Here is a 19,536-nt window from a genome sequence, read left to right as displayed (position 1 = left end):
TTTTTGATTAACATTTTAAGCCTTAGTGAGGGAGGAAGATTCCTTCACTAAGGCTTCAATAAATTCCAATAGCTATAACGGTCTGTATATCATCCTGTATACTATGAGCCGACTGAATATCTATTTGAAAATCTAATTGTACCTTTATAGAACAAAAACATGAAACAATTCTTATTGACAGGACTTATCGCTTTAAGTATAAGTATCCCCAATGTATACGCCCAACATCTTATCCATGTATCCCCATCCGTAGAAAAGGATGCGGACATGACTCAAGAACTACAGCACGCCATTGACGAAGCTGCTTCTTACAAAGGAATAAAACCGGTGGTTATCCGTTTGCAGCAGGGAGATTATCACCTGTACAGGCAGAGTGCCATCGTAAAACGCTATCCGGTGTCAAATACCACTTCGGAAACCGAGAATCCGGACCCGGTGAAACACATCGGACTTTGGATGAAAGACTTGAAGAATGTGACGTTCGACGGAAACGGTGCCAGACTGATCACTCATGGTGAGATGACCACCTTCTTCATGGACCGGTGCGAACGCATCACGCTGAAAGACTTCACCATAACAGCAGACGACCCCACCGTGCCCGAACTCACCATAGTAGAGAAAGGAGAACGCCATCTCACCGTCCGCATTCATCCGCAAAGCCGTTATGAAATAAAAGCAGGCCGGTTTGCTTTCGTAGGCGACAGCTGGCGGCTGGACGGAGGAATCGCCCAAGCATACAACCCGCAAACGGATGCGACCTGGCGGACGGAATCCCCTTTGACCGGACTGAGAAGGGCGGTGGAACTGGAACCGGGACTGCTTCGCTTTGCCTATGACCATGAACCTGTGGGACGTGCCGGACTAGTTTATCAGATGCGCGACGGCATCCGAGATGAAGTATGCGGCTGCATCCAGTATAGCCGGGACATTACACTAGAAAGAATTCATTTTGCTTTTCTGGGTAATTTCGGTCTCGTAGGACAGATGTCCGAGAATCTGACCTACAGACAACTGATTTTTGAACCGGAGTCTGGAAGCGGACGCACGTGCGCCGGTTTTGCCGACTTTGTACAGATGTCCGGGTGCAAAGGCAGGGTATTGATTGAAGATTCCCGCTTCTCGGGAGCGCATGACGACCCTATCAACATACATGGCACCCACTTGAAAGTGACCAAGTTCCCGGCATCCGACCAAATGGTGCTGAAATATATGCACCATCAGACTTACGGCTTCCAGTCCTTCCTTCCGGGAAATGAAATCGAATTCATCCACCCCAATACTTTGTTGCCGCTGGCTTCTGCTAAAGTAAAAAAAGCGGTAATGAAGAACGACCGCGAGATAATCGTCACCCTGACACGGGACGTGCCGCAGCATCTCAAGAGTATGCAAGACCTAGTCGTAGAGAATGTCACTTATACTCCCGAAGTCATTGTACGAAACAATTTCTTCTCCCGCATTCCCTCTCGGGGACTTTTAGTTACCACACGACGTAAAGTACTGATAGAAAACAACACTTTCTTCCGAATGCAGATGAGCGGCATCTTGATAGCAGACGATGCACGCAGTTGGTTCGAGTCGGGTATGGTGCACGATGTGACCATCCGAAACAATCGGTTCATCGAATGCGGTACGCCCGTCATCTTCATCGCCCCCGAGAACAATCGTCATGAAGGCTATGTACATCGCAACATCCGCATCGTCAACAACCGCTTCCTGCTAAAAGGGACTGATGCCATCCATGCCAAATCAGTGAATGGGCTGCACATCACCAACAACCTATTTCTTACTTCCGGCAAAGAAAGTATCGAAAAGCTGGTCACAACACAGGAATGCAACGATACCACGCTAAGAGGAAATATCGTTCAAGATGTTGTACGTTAAGCAATTAAAAGGAGGTGTGCATTTTATGTTTTTACTTGCCTAAAAACATAAAATACACACCTCCTCAAACTAATTTCAAGCCAGCTTACTCATAAACTTCTCCCTATCGACAATATAGCGCACATGTGTACCCTCGCCAATCACCCCTTTACTGTCCTTGGCCTGCACTTCGAAAGTAAGCTTTCTGCCTTCCACTTCCTTCAATACAGCAGTTGCCGAAACCGTATCTCCCATGGCCGAAGGTTTGATATGAGTCGTATTCATCATCGCACCTACAGTAGTGGCACCTTCAGGCAATTCTCCTACTACGGCATTCATTGCCGCATTTTCCATCAATGCCACCATAGCCGGTGTAGCAAAAACCTCTAAATCTCCGCTGCCCATTGTGGCAGCTATGTTGTCTTCCGACACTGTAACGGTCGAAGTATAAGTCAATCCTGTTTCCATACGTTCTATTCTCATTATATTTACATGCAAAGGTATTCATTTTTCTTCTATCAACCGGCTATGTTACTCAACCAATTTATTTCTGCTATCGCAAGGAAGTTTGAATTCAACCGGTACTTGCCCTTTTTCATTTTCATCTCTCATATGCCTCATCATCTCCCCTTATCCCTGATGAATAAAGGATTTCAGGTATGAGAGATACGAATGAGAGATACCTAAAAAGGTGAGAGCATTGCTCTCACCTTTTTCAAAATATGTCATTTTTTGTACGTTCCACCACTCTATAAAACACACCATTCCTAGTACGATGACTCAGAATCCCCAACTTGCTCAAGAAACGTCCGAACATATTCATCTTTCCGACCGGCAACTTGATACCGCTCTTTTTCTGCAAACATTGGAAAATCTCCACTGCCAGCATCCATTCTCCTTCCGACTCATCCTCCGCAGCGCGGAAATACTGATGATACAACTGTTCCTGAATAGGTTCCTGCTGAAATTCACGATTACTTTCCGTCTGCCGCATACCCTCTTCGCGCGTAAACCAATAACGCTCCCCATTATCCAATGCAGCTACCGCCTGAGCATAAAGTTGCTGATAATCTATCGGTTGCGAATTATCTATTTCCGAAACATGCACACAGATAAAACGACGGCTGCCGCTAGGGTCATTCAACAAATCTTCGTGATTGCTGGTGGCAATGAACGAAGCATAGCGACGCACTTTCTCTATATAAGCACTGTTGGGACGGCGCACATTGACCGAAGGCTTCTGCAACAAATGCTTCAGGAAGCCTTGATGACGGACACTGATTTGATCGAACTCATCCAGATTAATCAGCGCAAAACGATTCAGATAGAGCATGGCATGGCGCTTTTCGCTGAAATCCAAATCATCCGTATAATAGAGATGTAGCTCCGGAGGAAGAATCTCTGTGCAAAAAGTAGATTTATCAATGCCTTGCGGACCCACCAGCAATGGTGAAGTACTGTTGGCGTGCTTCGTGTCGCGTTCCTGCCAATACGCCACCATTCCCAAAAACCATCGATAAAATAAGTCCTGCCAATGCAGATTGTCACATTTCACACGTCCTGCCAAATCACGGATATAATCATGTCCATCCCAACGAGGAAGCTTCTGCAAAAAATCATCTATCGGCGAAAAATCCTTCACTCTATCGGAGTTGATATAACGGCGCACATCCCTGTCCCACAACTGCAAGCCTTCAAGCTGGGCGTTCAGTGCTATACTGTTATAAACTAAATCGGTAACGGGTCTGAACTGAAAACAGAACGTTCCCTGTTCACGATGTTCCACTACTCCCGTCATCACATTTCGCCGAAACTCATAACGACGGTTCATAAACTCATTCACTTTCAACGCCTGCAATTGTTCGGGCTTACACAATGCCTTTTCATTGAATCCTTTCTTCACCTGATACGTATGGTGCAAAGTCTCCCTTATCTCAACTTCCGACAAGATGGTATCCCAATACAGCATCGTCCACTTCACGGCATCTTCTTCGGAAATGCCGGCACAGAAACAGCCTTCTCCCAGCAGATGAAGCAACGGTTTGAAATCCAATTTTAAATCAATGTTTCCATACTTCTCTATCGCACAGCCCAAAGCGAGCTCAAACTGGACAGAAACGTAACGTTGCTTCTCGTACCAAGATTTTCCGACACTCTCCACAGGTGTCAATTTATGAAAATTCTCTTGAAATCCCGTTTCCACAGGCATTTGCGTAGGTTGTTCAAGATGAATGGCAAGCGCCTGAGAGTTATGATAGACTTCAGGGTCATAACTCAGACGGCAACTTTGGGCGAGATGAGGTTCCTTCAGTTCGATGGGATAAGACAATCTGGGTTCGTAAGTTTTGACAGCATGACGAAAAGCATGCGCATGAAACAACGCCGCTTCCGTTTCCGTTTGCGGCAAGGTTCCGTCAGGACGGGTGTAAGGAACTACAAATTTCACACTTCGCCCGCTTGCCCCCACAAAAGCCCACAACGTTTGAGGATAGGCAGCTATTTGAGCACGCAGTTCACGTGCCTCTTCCAATCCTTTCAAATGTTTGATTTCCAGCAAGACACACCCGGTATACTCTTTTAGGAGCAACCGTTCTCCATCCATTTTGAATATTCCCGCAAAGAGCAGCCGAGGAATTCGCTGTATAAATTTATAAGACCTATCGGGCATTGCCGACTGTAATTTTTCACGAACTTTCTCAATTAGTGTTTGTGTATTACCGGCCGTAAGAAGAGAGAGTACACTTTCGTCATCCAATTTCCGATGTGTAGTTTTACTTCCTCTACATCCTAATTTTGTTATCTTCATCCATTATTTTATTAGTCACTGTAAAAGTAATGCTTTTCTTCCACAAAAACAAATATACGCCCGCTTATCATTAAAATAATATTACTTTTCTTCTATTTGTTTTTCCGATAGTTTTTGATTACCTTTATACACTTTAAACTTAGAATAAAAACAAGATGAAAACAAAAGAATTTGATTACAATTCAGTTCCCCAAGGCTTCGCTCATTGCCTGAATGAGCAGTGTCCGCAATCCGCTGACTGCCTGCGCCGTAAAGCGGCTCTTCATATCCCGGCAGACTGCCAGTTTATCAAAATAGTGAATCCTACCTACACTCCTGAAACGAATGCGGAATGTCCATATTACCGTTCGGGAGAAACAGTCCGATTCGCCCGCGGAGTGGCGCACCTGTACGACAACCTTCCACACAATGCGGCTATTGCCATCAAACAGAGTTTATTGTATTATTTCGGCAGAAGCGGCTATTATCGTTTTTATCGCAAAGAATCTCTTCTTAGCCCGAAAGACCAAGCATTTATCCGTCAGGTATTCCGTAACTACGGCATAACATCCGAACCGGCTTACGATGACTTCGTGGATCAATACGTTTGGTGGCAATGATAGCTCCTTTCGGCAGCGGTGAAATATGCAATTATTCGAATCAATGTGTTTCCCGAATGATACAGATTGTTTTCCCCTATTAAACAACCTGTTTCTGCCTATTGAACACATTGTCCTCCGCCCCGGAACAGAGTGTTTCAACCGCATGAAACACATTGCAGGAAAGTATGTAAGTGAAAAAAGCAAAGGAAGAATGTATCAACTTGTATAGCAGGAAGTGCACAAAAGATACAGCATTAGGCAAAAGTGAGAGCATCGTTCTCACTTTTTTGCTTATCTCTCATCTCCATCTCTCACCCCTGAAAGTCTTTGTCCATCGACACTTCAGCTATATTGATGAGAGTATGAGAGCAAAAAATCAAAATTCATTCTATTTTGGAGAAAGGCTGTTTTACAGACGACCCCCGCACTATCAGACGAGTAGGAATCACTACCTTCTTCGGCCTTTGAGTTTTTTGCAAATGTTGCAGGAGCAAATTACATGATGCCACCCCCATCTCATAAGTTTGATGGGTAATGGCTGTCAACGCCGGTTCCACATAATTAGAGTGCAACTCATCGGTATATCCAATTAATGCCACATCTTGCGGGATGCGCAGTCCTTGCTCTTTTATTTCTTTCATCGCAGCAAAAGCCAACGTGTCATTCATGGCAAGAATGGCTTCGGGAGGACAGGGCAATGCCAGCAACTTCCGAGTTGCCCCACGTCCCTCTTCATAAGTCATTTTTCCACAAACAATCAATTCCCTCTCAATGGGAATCTGATATTGCCTCAGCGCATCCAAATATCCATGCTTCCTTTGTTTTACTATATCCAGATGATTCGCTCCGCCAATAAAACCAATCCGTTTCACCCCATGCTGCAAAAAATGTTCGGTAGCTACCTTACCCGACTCTGCATTATCGGCAACTACGCAAGAGCAACGACTGTGCAGACACACCCGGTCAAAGAATACCAAGGGCACACGCTGCATGGTCAGAGATTCAAAGTGGGCATAGTCCGTCGTTTCTTGTGAAATGCAGGCAAGAATTCCTTCCACACGAATATTCACCAAATCTTCCACACACTGCTTCTCCAGCTCATATTGCTCATAAGAAGAGGTAATAATAACAGAATAATGATTTTGGCGCGCCACATCGCTAATGCCGCTAATAATGGAAGAATAGAAATGAGTCACAATATCCGGCACAATGATTCCGATGATTCGCGGGGTGTTCTTGAGCAGACTCATTGCAAAAGGATTGGGACGATAATTCCACTCTCCGGCCAACTTCTTTACTCGTTCACGCATCTCCTCCCCTATCTCGGGGCTATCTTTCAATGCCCGTGAGACAGTAGATACAGAGACACCCAGCTCTTCTGCCAAATCTTTTAGAGACACATGCTTTTTACCACTCATACCCATCCCAATCAAACTTTCCACAAAGGTAACCATAAGAATTGTTTACGCAAAGGTTTGCGTGCTTTTTCTCAAGGGATACCCTCACACTTTAGCCATATATTGCCTTAATTTGAAGCCATTAACTGATTAAACAACATTTTACAACCAATGAAATACAATGAAATCGGAAAAACCGGAATGTGCGTTTCAAACCTCAGTTTCGGTGCATCTTCGCTGGGAGGAGTATTCCATGATACCACTGAAGCGAGAAGTATTGAAGCCGTATTTACCGCAGTGGAGAAAGGAATAAACTTTATCGATGTGTCTCCCTACTACGGTCATTATAAAGCAGAAACGGTGTTGGGGAAAGCACTGAAACAGATTCCGCGCAACAAGTACTACTTGTCTACGAAGGTAGGACGTTATGGCGAAAACGGAGTCAATAAATGGAACTACTCGGCGAAATATGCCACAGAGAGTGTCTATGCAAGTATGAAAAGATTGAATGTCGATTATATTGACCTTATCAATGTACACGATATCGAATTTGCCGACTTGCATCAAGTTGTGGATGAAACACTGCCTGCATTAGTTGAGCTGAGAGACAAAGGCATCGTGAAACACGTAGGCATCACCGATTTGCAACTGGAAAATCTGCAATGGGTAGTAGAACATTCTGAGCCCGGCGTAGTGGAGAGTATATTGAATTTTTGTCATTATTCTCTAAATGACGAAAAGCTGAGCGATTACTTCAACTATTTCGAATCGAAGAATATCGGCATTATCAATGCTTCTCCTCTTTCAATGGGATTACTTTCGCAACGTGGCGTTCCCACATGGCATCCGGCCCCGAAAGCACTGGTCAGAGCATGCCAAAAAGCGGCCCTGCATTGTATGTCCAAAAATTACCCGATTGAAAAGCTGGCAATTCAGTATTCCACCGGTAACCCGCGCATTGCCACTACTTTGTTCAGTTCCGCCAATCCCGACAATGTATTGAAGAACATCGCTTATGTCGAAGAGCCTGTCGACTGGAATTTGGTGAAAGAAGTACAAGAGATTATCGGCAAGCAAATGCGTGTCAGCTGGGCCAATTCGTAACGAAGGAAAGATATGGACTTTAAAATAATAGATGCTCATTCTCACCTTTGGCTCCGGCAAGACGCGGAAGTCGACGGCATGCCCATCCGTACATTGTCCGACGGACGTTCGCTCTTCATGGGTGAGGAACGCCAGATGCTTCCGCCTTTTATGATTGACGGACGAAACAGTGCGGAAGTATTTCTATCGAATATGAACTATGCACAAGTTTCGGCCGCCGTTGTCACTCAGGAATACATTGACGGCATACAAAATGATTATTTGCTGGAGGTGACCGAAAAGTATCCCGACCGATTCTTTGTATGCGGTATGTGCGAATTCCGAAAACCCGGTTTCTTACAACAGGCCAAAGAACTGATAGCCAAAGGATTCAAGGCGATTAAAATTCCTGCCCACCGCCTCTTGCTAAAAAAAGGCAGAGTGATGCTGAACAGTCCCGAAATGGTGGAGATGTTTCGATACATGGAAGCACACGGCACGATTCTTTCCATTGATTTGGCCGACGGCAATACCCAAGTTGGGGAAATGGAAGAAATCATCAGTGAATGCCCCCGGCTTAAGATAGCTATCGGGCACTTCGGCATGGTAACTACTCCTCACTGGCAAGAACAAATCAAACTGGCGCGCCATGAGAATGTCATGATAGAATCGGGTGGCATCACTTGGCTGTTCAACGACGAGTTTTATCCGTTTACCGGAGCTGTGAAAGCCATTAAGGAAGCGGCCGATTGGGTGGGAATGGACAAACTGATGTGGGGTTCGGACTACCCACGTACGATGACCGCCATTACCTACCGCATGTCTTACGATTTCATCCTGAAATCGAGCCTGCTGACGCAAGAAGAGAAGGAAGTGTTTTTGGGTGGAAATGCAGCACGATTTTACGGCCTGCAAAATCTGTGCTCGCTGCCCTATATAAAGAATATGTCTGAATAACCCTAAAAATCAATTGATAAAATAATAATATGAAAGCTATTCAAATTACCGCCCCCCACAACATGGGAGTGACAGAGATTGAGAGACCAACCCTGCAGCCGGATGAAGTACTCGTGAAAATAGAATATGTAGGATTCTGCGGCTCAGACCTCAATACTTTTTTAGGCCGCAATCCGATGGTGAAACTGCCCATCATCCCCGGACACGAGATTGGCGCCGTTATCGAAGAAATAGGAAGCGCCGTACCTGCCGGCCTGTCAAAGGGGATGACCGTCACCCTCAATCCTTATACCCATTGCGGCAAATGCACTGCATGCCGCAATGGGCAAACAAATGCCTGCGAGTACAATGAAACATTCGGTGTGCAACGAAATGGTGCCATGTGTGAATACAAGGCTGTACCTTGGAGCAAAGTGATACCTGCCGATTCCTTGTCAACCCGCGAAGTCGCTCTGATAGAACCGATGAGTGTAGGTTTTCACGCCGTATCACGTGCCGAAGTGACAGACAGTGACACGGTGACGGTAATAGGTTGCGGCATGATAGGCATAGGTGCCATAGTGCGTGCCGCCCTGCGCGGTGCAACGGTCATTGCCATCGATTTGGACGACAGCAAACTGGCACTGGCCAAACGGGTGGGCGCGCATTACATCATTAACTCGAAGACAGAAAATGTACACACACGTTTGTCAGCGCTCACCAATAGTTCCGGCCCGGACGTAGTAATAGAAGCGGTAGGTAGCCCTGCCACTTATGTCATGGCAGTAGAAGAGGTTGCCTTTACCGGACGAGTAATATGCATCGGATACGCCAAGTCTGAAACCTCTTTCCAGACCAAGCTATTCGTCCAAAAAGAAATGACAATCAAAGGCTCGCGCAATGCCACGCCGAAAGACTTCCGTGCCGTCATTCACTATCTACAACAAGGAACTTGTCCTATAAACGAACTCATTACAGCTTGCGTGAAACCGGAAGAAGCATTGACCGCCATGAAACAATGGACAGATACGCCGGGAAAAGTATTCCGCATCCTGGTAGATTTCACACGATAGCCCAAACGAATAAATGGAAGGCCTGCTAAAGGACAAACGCTATCTTGGTGGCTTCCTGACCATAGGGACCGTAAAATATCCAAACCCGGTCCCCCTGTTTTCAACCTGGTATATATTCACTCGGATTCACCCCAAATTCCTTCTTAAAACAAACGCTGAAATATTTCGGATCACTAAATCCTACTGCATACGCCAGTTCAGAGATGCGAATATTCTTTTTCTCTTCCATTATCCGGCAAGCAGCCTTCAAACGTACATTCTTCACAAAATCCGTATAAGTCATCCCCGTAAGTGATTTCAACTTACGAAATGCTGTCGAACGACTGACTGCCATATCATTCACAAAGTCATTCTGACTATAATCGGCATCATCCAAATGCTCGTTGATACAAGCAAAAGCCTTTTGCAAGAATTCCTCGTCCATACTGGTATATTCCAGCTTTTTCGCCTCGAACACAAATTGCTTTTTAAAGTCACGGTTCATTTGCTCTCTGGCTTTCAACAAATTACTGATACGTGCGTGCAACACACTTAAGTTAAAAGGCTTGCTGATAAATGCGTTGGCACCAGAATCATACGCCTCTATTTGATCTCTCTGCTGATTCTTTGCCGTCAATAAAATAACAGGAATATCGCACGTTTCCATATCGCTTTTAATGATTTTGCAGAATTCTATTCCGTCCATTTCGGGCATCATTATATCCGAGATAATCAAGTCTATGCTGTTCTCTTTTAATACATCCAATCCTTGTTTACCATTTTCCGCAGTAAAGACCTTATAGTCCACTTCCAGCAGGCTTTTCATCAGATGTAATAATTCCACTTCATCTTCTACTAACAAGACGGAGTAATTTCTTTCTTTTTCCTCCGTTACAGGCTCCGTTTCCTCTTCCACAAGAGGCTGAGAAAGTTCGGCAGACAGAGGAGCCGAAGGAATAACGAATTCATGATCCACCTCTTCCGGAGTAAAAGCATTCTCATCGACAGGCAGAATGATTTCAAAAGAGGTACCTTTCCCTACCTCACTTCTCACCCGGATGGTACCATGATGCAGGTTTACCAAATTCTTAGTCAATGCCAATCCGATACCGGTCCCTGTGGTATTGAATCTCCGGTAATCCCCTTCATAGAAGAAAGAGAAAAGTTTCTCTTGCTGCTCTTGGGTCATGCCCAAACCATTGTCTGTCACAGAGAGGCTTATCTGCTCCTTCTCCGGTAAGCGCTCAAGCCGCACGCAAACCCGGCCTCCGACACGATTGTACTTTATGGCGTTTGAAAGCAAATTATAGACTATTTTATCTATCTTGTCCGGATCAAAATACGCCGGAAGCACTTCATCTGTACTTTCAAAAGAGATTTCTATTTGTTTCTTTTCGGCAAAAGGGCGAATGCTGTCTACGCTGTTGCGGACGAACAAGGCGATATTTCCGCGTGACACCTTCAGTTTCAAGTGTCCGGTTTCCGCCTTTCTAAATTCCAGTATCTGTTGGATAAGCCGGATAAGGCGATTTACATTGTCACCTATAATAGTATCATACTCCGACTTTTGGTTACCCTGTTTCCGGTTGTCCACTGCTGCCGAAATGATGGCAAGTGGAGTCAGCAACTCATGAGTGATATTGGTGAAGAACTGCAGTTTGGCATGACTCAGTTCTTCCAACTTGGCATTTTCCAACTCGCGCATACGGATTTCATTACGAAGCATCATGCGGTTGCGTAGTGTCCTGAATATTAAAAATGCAGCCAATATAGCAACAAGCATATAAATAGTATAAGCCCACCAAGTGAACCAAGGCGGCGGTAATATACAAACTTCTATACTCTGCGGCATTTCCATCCACCCTCCATTTCCGGTATTGGCTTTCAGATGAAAAGTATAGCAACCGGATTCCAAATTATTATAATAGGCAAAGGGACGCATTCCGTCTGTGTGCACCCAGTCCGGCTCCACCCCTTCCAAACGATAAGCGTATTGCACATCATCCAGTCCGGCAAATTGCAGTGTGGCAAATTCAATGCTGAAATTGTTCTGCTTATAATTCAAGGTTATTTTACGGGTGAACTCGGGGGCAACGAGAGATATCTTATTTCTTTCTTCTTTATCCAGTGTCCGCCACGAACGGTCGAATATCTTGATATCCGTTACAATAACGGGGATTTGCAAAGTATCCTTTTTCAATCGTTCCGGGAAAAAGGAATTGTATCCGTTATTACCACCGAACAGAAGTTCGCCGGCGGAAGTCTTGAAGGAAGCGTTCCGGTTGAAGATATTTCCCTGCAACCCGTCGGCGGTAGTATATAAATAATAGGTGGATTGCGAAATGTCTTCGGGTATATTCAGTTTCACCAGTCCCACATTAGTTCCCAACCACAGGTTTCCTTCATTGTCTTCTTCCATACTGAAAAAGGCATCGCCGGGCACTCCCAGTTTCTCATCCATCTGGACAAATCTGTCTCTATCCTCCTGATACAAGAACAATCCTCTCACTTCGGAAGCTGCCCAGATACGCCGATATCTGTCCTGACAGATGCACGAAATGGCAGAACTTCCCAGTTTTCCATCATAAGGCAGATAAAAGGACATATCGGGCACCGTATCCTTACCATTTCCATTAATGCGTACTATTCCATTATTACTGCTTGCCACCCATATCCGTTTTCGTTCATCTTCCATTATCTGATTAAACTGATAGGTGCTTCCTCTTTCACCGTTCAGATAACGCGAAGCGAAGCTATGCTTCTCACCTTGCGCATTGAGCATAGACAGCCCCATATTAGTAGCGAACCAATAATTTCCACGTGAATCCTCTAAGATGTCGTTTACCACACTTCCTATCCACGAATGATAATTCCAATCCCATACTGTCAATCTCTTACCCGCATCAGCTCTCTTATCATAAATCCATACTCCTTTGCCATAGGTTCCCAACCATACCCTTCCGTCTGCAGGTGACTGCATAATGCAAAGAATGTTTGTTTCCAATGCCAACAGTTTCTCTAAATCCTTATCTTTATAGGGCATTCCGGTTTTCCGGTCCTGTATCATGACCCCCTTCGAGCCACTCCCCAACCATAACAAATCATCCTTATCCACCAAAATGCTTTGCACCGTATATGAGGTATTCTTTCCACCTGTTTCCGGTTTAAACTGATTCAGTCCAATCTGTTTCCGCCGCGCATTGACAAAATTCATTCCGCCGCCATACATTCCCAGCCACATGTTCCCCTCACGATCACAAACGATGGAATATATTTCATTATATGAAACAGTCTTTCCCAGTTCACCGGGCAGGTAATTCTGAAAAGACACCGTCTTGTCATCTTCATGCAATATGCTAAGTCCGCTGCGAGTGCCAAACCACAAATCGCCCGAATATTTGTCCTCTACTATTGAATAAATATAATTGTCGGATATGCTTTTACTGTCCAAAGCACTATATTTGAAGTAGCGGGGAGCAGCTTTTCCATCTTGATAAGGATTCTCCAACAAAATTAATCCTTGTCCCCATACGGCTATCCACATCCTGTCCTTCCTGTCTACGTAAAGCGCCGAAACATTTAAATTTTTATCTAATCCGGGAAAATGATGAAAGCTGTTCTCTTTCCTGTTATAGCAGGTTAAGCCATCGGCCCATGTTCCTGTCCAAATATTACCATATTGGTCCTCAATTATTGTGATGACACTTCCGCCGGGGAATTTTGCTCTGCCTTCCTGACCATCAAACTCCTGAAAAGTCCGCTTCTCTGCATTATATCTAAACATTCCATATTCCGTACCTATCCAAAGCTCCCCTTTGGTTGTCACAAGGATTTGCTGAATGCCGGTATTATTAAAGTCTTTATAGTCCACACACGACATATTCCAGGTTGTCTTATCTATGACCGCCAACCCCATCCGTGTCCCTACCCAAAGATTATGGTTGTTGTCCTCGGCTATGCAAAGAATTTCGTTATTAGGTAAAAAGTTCTCTTCATCAGCCATTCTGACAGGAATTGCCTTATAACCGTCATACATAAACAGTCCGTTAGGAGTTCCTATCCACATATACCCTTCCTTATCCTGATAAAGACACCTTATATAATTGGTGGGAAGTTTGTCTAGAGCAGGAATGGAACTGAAACGTAAGTTCGAATCAGCAGACATCAAATTACAGGCAAAGCACAAAAGAAGGAATAGAAAAAAAATACGCTTCATAATCACAAATTAGCATTAAGGATGCTCAAAGGTAGAAATTTGAGATAAACTACACAATTTTTCTTGAAATATATTTCATTCATTTTCTTCAATATCAGATATTTCCTTCAATACTCCAAACAGGTGGTGGACACATGTTTCAATAAAGGTAGAAAAATATGTCTTTCCCCCTGTTTCTCCCTTTCTGAAACAAGAGAAGCCCCTATGTAAAAGAGATCAGGCTACATTTGCCGGCAACAAACAATATGTTTTATTTTAATCTTAAATGTAATGAAAAAACATGCCTTCTATTGTAAGACATTACCTGTTGTTTTCTTATCAGGTATAATTTGTTCCGTTCCTCTTACGGAAGCAAGAGCCGAAAAAACGGAAATAGAAATCGTGCAGCAACAATCGGTCAAGATTACAGGTAAAGTAGTCGATGCCGCCGATGAGCCTGTCATTGGTGCTAGTGTAACCGTGAAAGGTAACACTTCTTTAGGTACTATTACTGATATTGACGGCAATTTTACTTTATCCGTACCGGCCCATTCCAAACTTGTCATCAGCTACATAGGCTATGCACAACAGGAAATAACGGCAGTATCGAACAAACTGATGAAAATTACGCTGAAAGAAGACAGCGAAATGCTGGAAGAAGTAGTTGTAGTAGGTTTCGGCACACAAAAGAAAGTGAATCTTACCGGAGCTGTCAGTACTGTTTCGGCCAAAGAAATCAAGGAACGCCCGGTAGTCAATGCAGTACAGGCCTTGCAAGGAGTAGTGCCGGGCTTACGCATCTTTCAAGAAAACGGAAGTCTGGAAGACAAGCCCAGTATCAATGTACGTGGTACAGCGACTATCGGTGAGGGAAGTAGTGGTGACCCGCTAATTCTAATTGACGGTATGGAAGGTGACTTGAATTCCATCAATCCCCAAGACATTGATAACATATCTGTATTGAAAGATGCCGCTGCCTCTTCTATCTATGGCTCACGTGCACCCTTCGGAGTCATTCTGGTCACAACCAAATCAGGAAATACAGAAGGTAAAATCCGAATCAACTACAACAACAATCTACGTTGGTCCACTCCCATCAATCTTCAGCATATGATGAATTCCGTAGACTTTGCAAGTTGGTACAATGATACTCATACCAATGGAGGTGGAAGTATATTTTTCAACAACGAGCATATGCAAAGAATTGTCGCTTATCATAATGCAAAACCTTATGGCAACGGTAAAAGAATAGCTGCAGATGGCACTATCCTGACAAACCTTCCGGTTGCCTCTGATGGAGTGCATTGGGCAGATAAGTACGACCATGGAAATGACGATGTGGACTGGTTCGACAAGATATATAAAAAATGGAATTTCGCACATGAACACAATCTGAGTGTTGACGGTGGCAGCAAGAAATTAAATTATTACGCCTCTATGAACTACATGAAACAAGAGGGGCTGATGAAACTAGGCAACGAAGCATTGAACCGTTTTACAGGAACGGCAAAAATAAATTCTCAAATAACAGATTGGATGGAGTTTAACTACAGTATGCGTTTCACTAGAGAAGATTTTGTCCGCCCTTCTGATTTACTAGAAGGTATGTATGCCAATCTAGTCAGACAAGGCTGGCCTACGGTTCCTTATTACGATCCGAACGGCAATGAAATCACATCCTTCGCCACAGGATTGGAGCACAGCGGCAATGACAGAAAACAGACCGACAACACTTATCACCAGCTAGGCTTCTCTATAGAACCTATCAAAAACTGGATTACCAGCGTCAATTTCAATTACCGTATATTGTCAGCCAACCGCCATTGGGACAAGCAAAAGCTTTATGATTACGACATCAACGGTAATCCCTATGTCAACAATGACAACAAAGAGACGAATGTACATGAAGACTTATACAAAGAAAACTATTACAACTTCAGTGTCACCTCACAATACAGTCGTCAGATTATGGAAAAGCATAATTTCCACACTATGGTGGGATTCCAAGCGGAAGAAACCAAACAAACTCAATTCGGTTTACAGCGCAACGGTATATTAATTTCCGGCAAACCGGAAGTGGATATCACTACCGGACTGGATGCTAACGGCAATCCTGTCACTCCCTCTGTAAACGGATCACGCAATGAGTGGGCAGTAGCAGGATTCTTCGGACGACTCAATTATGACTATGCAGGAAAATACTTGTTGGAAGTAAATGTCCGTGCCGATGGAACATCCCGTTTTCGCAAAGGCAATCGCTGGAAAGTATTTCCATCCGTATCCTTGGGCTGGAACATTGCGCGTGAAAAGTTCTTCGAACCCATCAATCATGTTATCGGTACATTGAAGGTTCGCGGTTCATTTGGCTCACTGGGTAATCAAAATACAGGAAACTGGTATCAGACTTATCAAACAATGTCTGTAAAGACTGCAGACGGCAAATGGCTCATGAATGGTTTAAAGCCCAATATTGCCTCTGCACCGGGATTGGTATCCACCTCATTGACATGGGAAACAGTAAAGAACTATAATATCGGCTTAGACTGGGGATTATTAAACAATCGTCTGACCGGTTCTTTTGAATACTATATCCGCGATACAAAAGATATGGTAGGTAAAGCTCCGGACCTTCCTTCTCTATTGGGTACTGATGTTCCCAAAACCAATAATACGGACCTACGTACTTCGGGCTGGGAACTTTCCATAGGTTGGAACGACCGACTCGCCAATGGAATAACATATGGTGCCAAATTCAATATCTATGATTCACGTACCAAAATAACCCGTTATCCCAACAATCCGACCAACTCCATTGACAGTTACATCGCAGGATGCTATACAGGCGAAATCTGGGGATATACCACTATCGGACTGGCCAAGACCAATGAAGAGATGCAACAGCATTTGGCATCACTTCCCAATGGCGGACAAGATGCAATCGGTTCCAGCTGGGCAGCCGGTGACATTATGTATGCCGATATAAACGGTGACGGAAAAATAGACGGCGGTACTGGCAGACTGGGTGATACAGGCGACCGCACCGTCATTGGTAACAGTGCTTCCCGCTATATGTTTGGCTTGGATTTGAACGCATCTTGGAAAGGATTCGACCTTCGCATGTTTTTCCAAGGAGTGGGAAAACGCGACTACTGGCAGGGCAGTTATGTAATGTTCGGAAGTAATAGCAGTGGACAATGGCATTGCGCCGGACTGGAAGCTGTACATGATTATTTCCGCGATGAAAATACTTGGTCTGTAAAAGAAGGATATCAGGCTGCCAACACAGACGCTTATCTTCCCCGTCCTCTTTGGAACGACAAAAATTTACGAACACAAAGCCGCTATCTCCAAAATGCAGCCTACATTCGTATGAAGAATCTACAGATAGGATATACATTGCCGAAAAAGATAACCACACGTTGGAATATCGAGAATATACGCCTATTTTTTTCAGGCGAAAACTTGTTCACTATTACTTCACTGGACAAGCAATTTGACCCGGAGACACTCAATGGCGGATATGGAGGCAATGCTTATCCTCTATCCAAAACTTTATCTTGCGGTTTAAGTGTAACATTATAAAAATAGGAATATGAAAACTCAATTATTAAAATACTTTACCATAGCGTTTACTGCTATATCCACCATTTCTTGTGAAGACTTCTTGGACAAAGAACCGCCTTCATACGTAGTACCCGAAGATTACTATCACACCGAAGAACAAATTCAGGCCATAGCCAATAATTTTTACGAAAATCTGCCTTCACATGGAGACAGCAGTTGGGGCTATGGTTACTTCGATGATGACAACGGTACAGACAATCAAGCCGGTAACAGTGCCGATGGAAAATATGCGAAAGGCCAATGGAAAGTAGGAATGGGCAACGACAACTGGTCATGGGGAACCATCCGCAATGTGAATTACTCATTAAATACCATTTTGGAACATTACAACCAGGGAGGCATTAGCGGATCTGACAGAAATATACGACATTACATAGGCGAACTCTATTTTTTCCGCGCCTACGCCTATTTTGGTATGTTACGCAGCTGGGGAGATTTACCTATTGTAACAGAAGCATTTCCCGATGACGAGGCCATTTTGGTGGCAGCCAACAAGCGTATGCCTCGTAATGAAGTTGCCCGTTTCATTCTTTCGGATTTAGACAATGCCATAGCCTATATGAGTGACATTGATAACCGACGGAATCGCTTGTCACCCGATGTGGCACAACTGATAAAGTCACGCGTCGCATTATTCGAAGGCTCTTGGCTGCATTATTTTAAGGGAACGGCATTCGTTCCTAACGGAGAAGGTTGGCCCGGCAAGTCCAAAGACTATAATGCCAACTATGAGTACCCTACCGGAAGCATTGAGAAAGAAAGTGAGTATTTCTTTCAAGTAGCAGCCGAAAGTGCACAAATTGTAGCCGAAAAATATAAAGGAAAACTAACTGCAAACACGGGAAAAGTCCCACAAGCCATGACAGATGCAGCCAATCCCTATATGGAACTCTTCGCTAGCACAGACCCATCGGGATTTGCAGACGTATTACTATGGAGAGAATACAACTACGGACTGGGCATTTATCATAACGTAGAAGTATCTGTACAACATGCCAATGACGGAGTAGGGCTGACACGAAGCATGGTAGAAGGCTTTGTAATGAAAGACGGAAAACCTATTTATGCCTCTCATGAAGGGTTCACTTACGATGATACCACTATCGAAAATGTAAGGACGAATGCCGACCCCCGTCTTCACATATTTCTCAAATCGCCCAACCAAAAGAACGTATTCAAGAACATGGATGCACAGACAACCCACTCTGTTCCCATAGAGCCCATTCCATCTATTATGGCGACAGGCGACCGAAAATATACTACCGGATATTGTCTCCGCAAAGGAGGGTCATTTGACAAAGCACAATGCGGTAATGGTCAGGGCAGTGTAGCCGCTGTTTCTTTCCGAGCCACAGAAGCATTACTAAACTATATAGAGGCTCAATATATGCTCACAAACGACATCAATTCAGGACATGTATTAGAGTATTGGAAAATAGTTCGTACGACCGCCGGATTTACAGGAGATGCTGCAGACCCACGTATAACCATTGCCGCTACCGATATGACAAAAGAAAAGCTGGACTGGGGAGCATATTCAGGAGGTCAATTGCTTACCGATGCTACATTATATAATATCCGACGCGAACGTCGTTGCGAACTAATGGGAGAAGGTAGCCGCTGGAGAGATCTTATACGCTGGAGGGCTTTAGAACAAATGAGTAAAGAACCTTATTTTGTCGAAGGATTCCATTTATGGAACACCCCTATGCAAACATGGTATGAAGCCCAAGAACTAATTGCTGACGGAAGTTCATCAGCAACGGTGTCTAATGCTTCTCTAAGTGAGTATCTGCGTCCTTACCAACGAGACATGACGGCTAACAATCTGTACCGTAACGGATTTACTTGGTCAATGGCACATTATCTGCAACCTATGCCGCTCAAACAATTCTTGCTGACAGCACCGGATCATACAACAATGGAATTATCACCTTTGTACCAAAATCCCGGTTGGCCAATGCAACCCAATATGCCTGCTGAGTATTAATATATCCCAACG

The 19,536-nt window shown here is 44.2% G+C and carries 11 protein-coding genes; 7 read left to right on the top strand and 4 right to left on the bottom strand.

Translation table 11 applies throughout. The features are described from left to right. Nucleotides 1–159: 159 nt before the first annotated feature. Nucleotides 160–1,881: a right-handed parallel beta-helix repeat-containing protein gene (locus tag IR173_RS08440; RefSeq protein WP_237039213.1), complete on the top strand. Its 1,722-nt coding sequence runs from the start codon at nt 160–162 to the stop codon at nt 1,879–1,881. Between the two features lie 75 nt (nt 1,882–1,956). Here IR173_RS08440 and IR173_RS08435 read toward each other — a convergent pair whose 3' ends face one another. Further along, on the bottom strand, nt 1,957–2,328 hold the full coding sequence (locus IR173_RS08435; protein ID WP_237039262.1) for a thioesterase family protein: 372 nt from the start codon (nt 2,326–2,328) through the stop codon (nt 1,957–1,959). A gap of 247 nt (nt 2,329–2,575) precedes the next feature. Beyond that, the gene (locus tag IR173_RS08430; protein WP_237039212.1) at nt 2,576–4,666 is read right to left on the bottom strand and encodes a BT4734/BF3469 family protein; all 2,091 of its coding nucleotides are present in this window, start codon (nt 4,664–4,666) and stop codon (nt 2,576–2,578) included. Nucleotides 4,667–4,821: 155 nt separating this feature from the next. Between IR173_RS08430 and IR173_RS08425 the strand changes: the two genes are divergently transcribed. Then, complete coding sequence (locus IR173_RS08425; RefSeq protein ID WP_237039211.1) at nt 4,822–5,265, top strand: DUF6078 family protein; 444 nt, start codon at nt 4,822–4,824, stop codon at nt 5,263–5,265. Nucleotides 5,266–5,630: 365 nt separating this feature from the next. Here IR173_RS08425 and IR173_RS08420 read toward each other — a convergent pair whose 3' ends face one another. Beyond that, on the bottom strand, nt 5,631–6,665 hold the full coding sequence (locus tag IR173_RS08420) for a LacI family DNA-binding transcriptional regulator (protein ID WP_237039261.1): 1,035 nt from the start codon (nt 6,663–6,665) through the stop codon (nt 5,631–5,633). Nucleotides 6,666–6,815: 150 nt separating this feature from the next. On the opposite strand from IR173_RS08420, the gene IR173_RS08415 reads away from it, so the two are divergent. From IR173_RS08415 to IR173_RS08405, 3 genes are read left to right on the top strand one after another with little or no spacing between them, the layout of a single operon-like run. Beyond that, nucleotides 6,816–7,748 carry an aldo/keto reductase gene (locus IR173_RS08415; protein ID WP_237039210.1) on the top strand — a complete coding sequence of 311 codons (933 nt, stop codon included), beginning with the start codon at nt 6,816–6,818 and terminating at the stop codon, nt 7,746–7,748. Nucleotides 7,749–7,760: 12 nt separating this feature from the next. Further along, complete coding sequence (locus IR173_RS08410) at nt 7,761–8,684, top strand: amidohydrolase family protein (RefSeq protein WP_237039209.1); 924 nt, start codon at nt 7,761–7,763, stop codon at nt 8,682–8,684. Between the two features lie 29 nt (nt 8,685–8,713). Continuing rightward, complete coding sequence (locus IR173_RS08405) at nt 8,714–9,736, top strand: zinc-binding alcohol dehydrogenase family protein (protein ID WP_237039208.1); 1,023 nt, start codon at nt 8,714–8,716, stop codon at nt 9,734–9,736. A 100-nt stretch (nt 9,737–9,836) separates the two neighbouring features. On the opposite strand, the gene IR173_RS08400 is transcribed toward IR173_RS08405, so the two are convergent. After that, nucleotides 9,837–13,931 (bottom strand): hybrid sensor histidine kinase/response regulator transcription factor, encoded by a 4,095-nt coding sequence (locus IR173_RS08400; protein WP_237039207.1) that lies wholly within the window; start codon nt 13,929–13,931, stop codon nt 9,837–9,839. A 270-nt stretch (nt 13,932–14,201) separates the two neighbouring features. Here IR173_RS08400 and IR173_RS08395 point away from each other — a divergent pair, with 270 nt between their 5' ends. Then, on the top strand, nt 14,202–17,492 hold the full coding sequence (locus IR173_RS08395; RefSeq protein ID WP_237039206.1) for a SusC/RagA family TonB-linked outer membrane protein: 3,291 nt from the start codon (nt 14,202–14,204) through the stop codon (nt 17,490–17,492). A 10-nt stretch (nt 17,493–17,502) separates the two neighbouring features. Beyond that, nucleotides 17,503–19,524, top strand: coding sequence for a RagB/SusD family nutrient uptake outer membrane protein (locus IR173_RS08390; protein WP_237039205.1), 2,022 nt, complete (start codon nt 17,503–17,505; stop codon nt 19,522–19,524). Nucleotides 19,525–19,536: the final 12 nt, after the last annotated feature.

This window comes from Phocaeicola faecalis (assembly GCF_021730445.1).
In the GTDB taxonomy this organism is placed as follows: domain Bacteria; phylum Bacteroidota; class Bacteroidia; order Bacteroidales; family Bacteroidaceae; genus Phocaeicola; species Phocaeicola faecalis.
The sequence above is the reverse complement of the archived record's forward strand: the minus strand, read 5'-3'. Positions and strand labels throughout refer to the sequence as shown.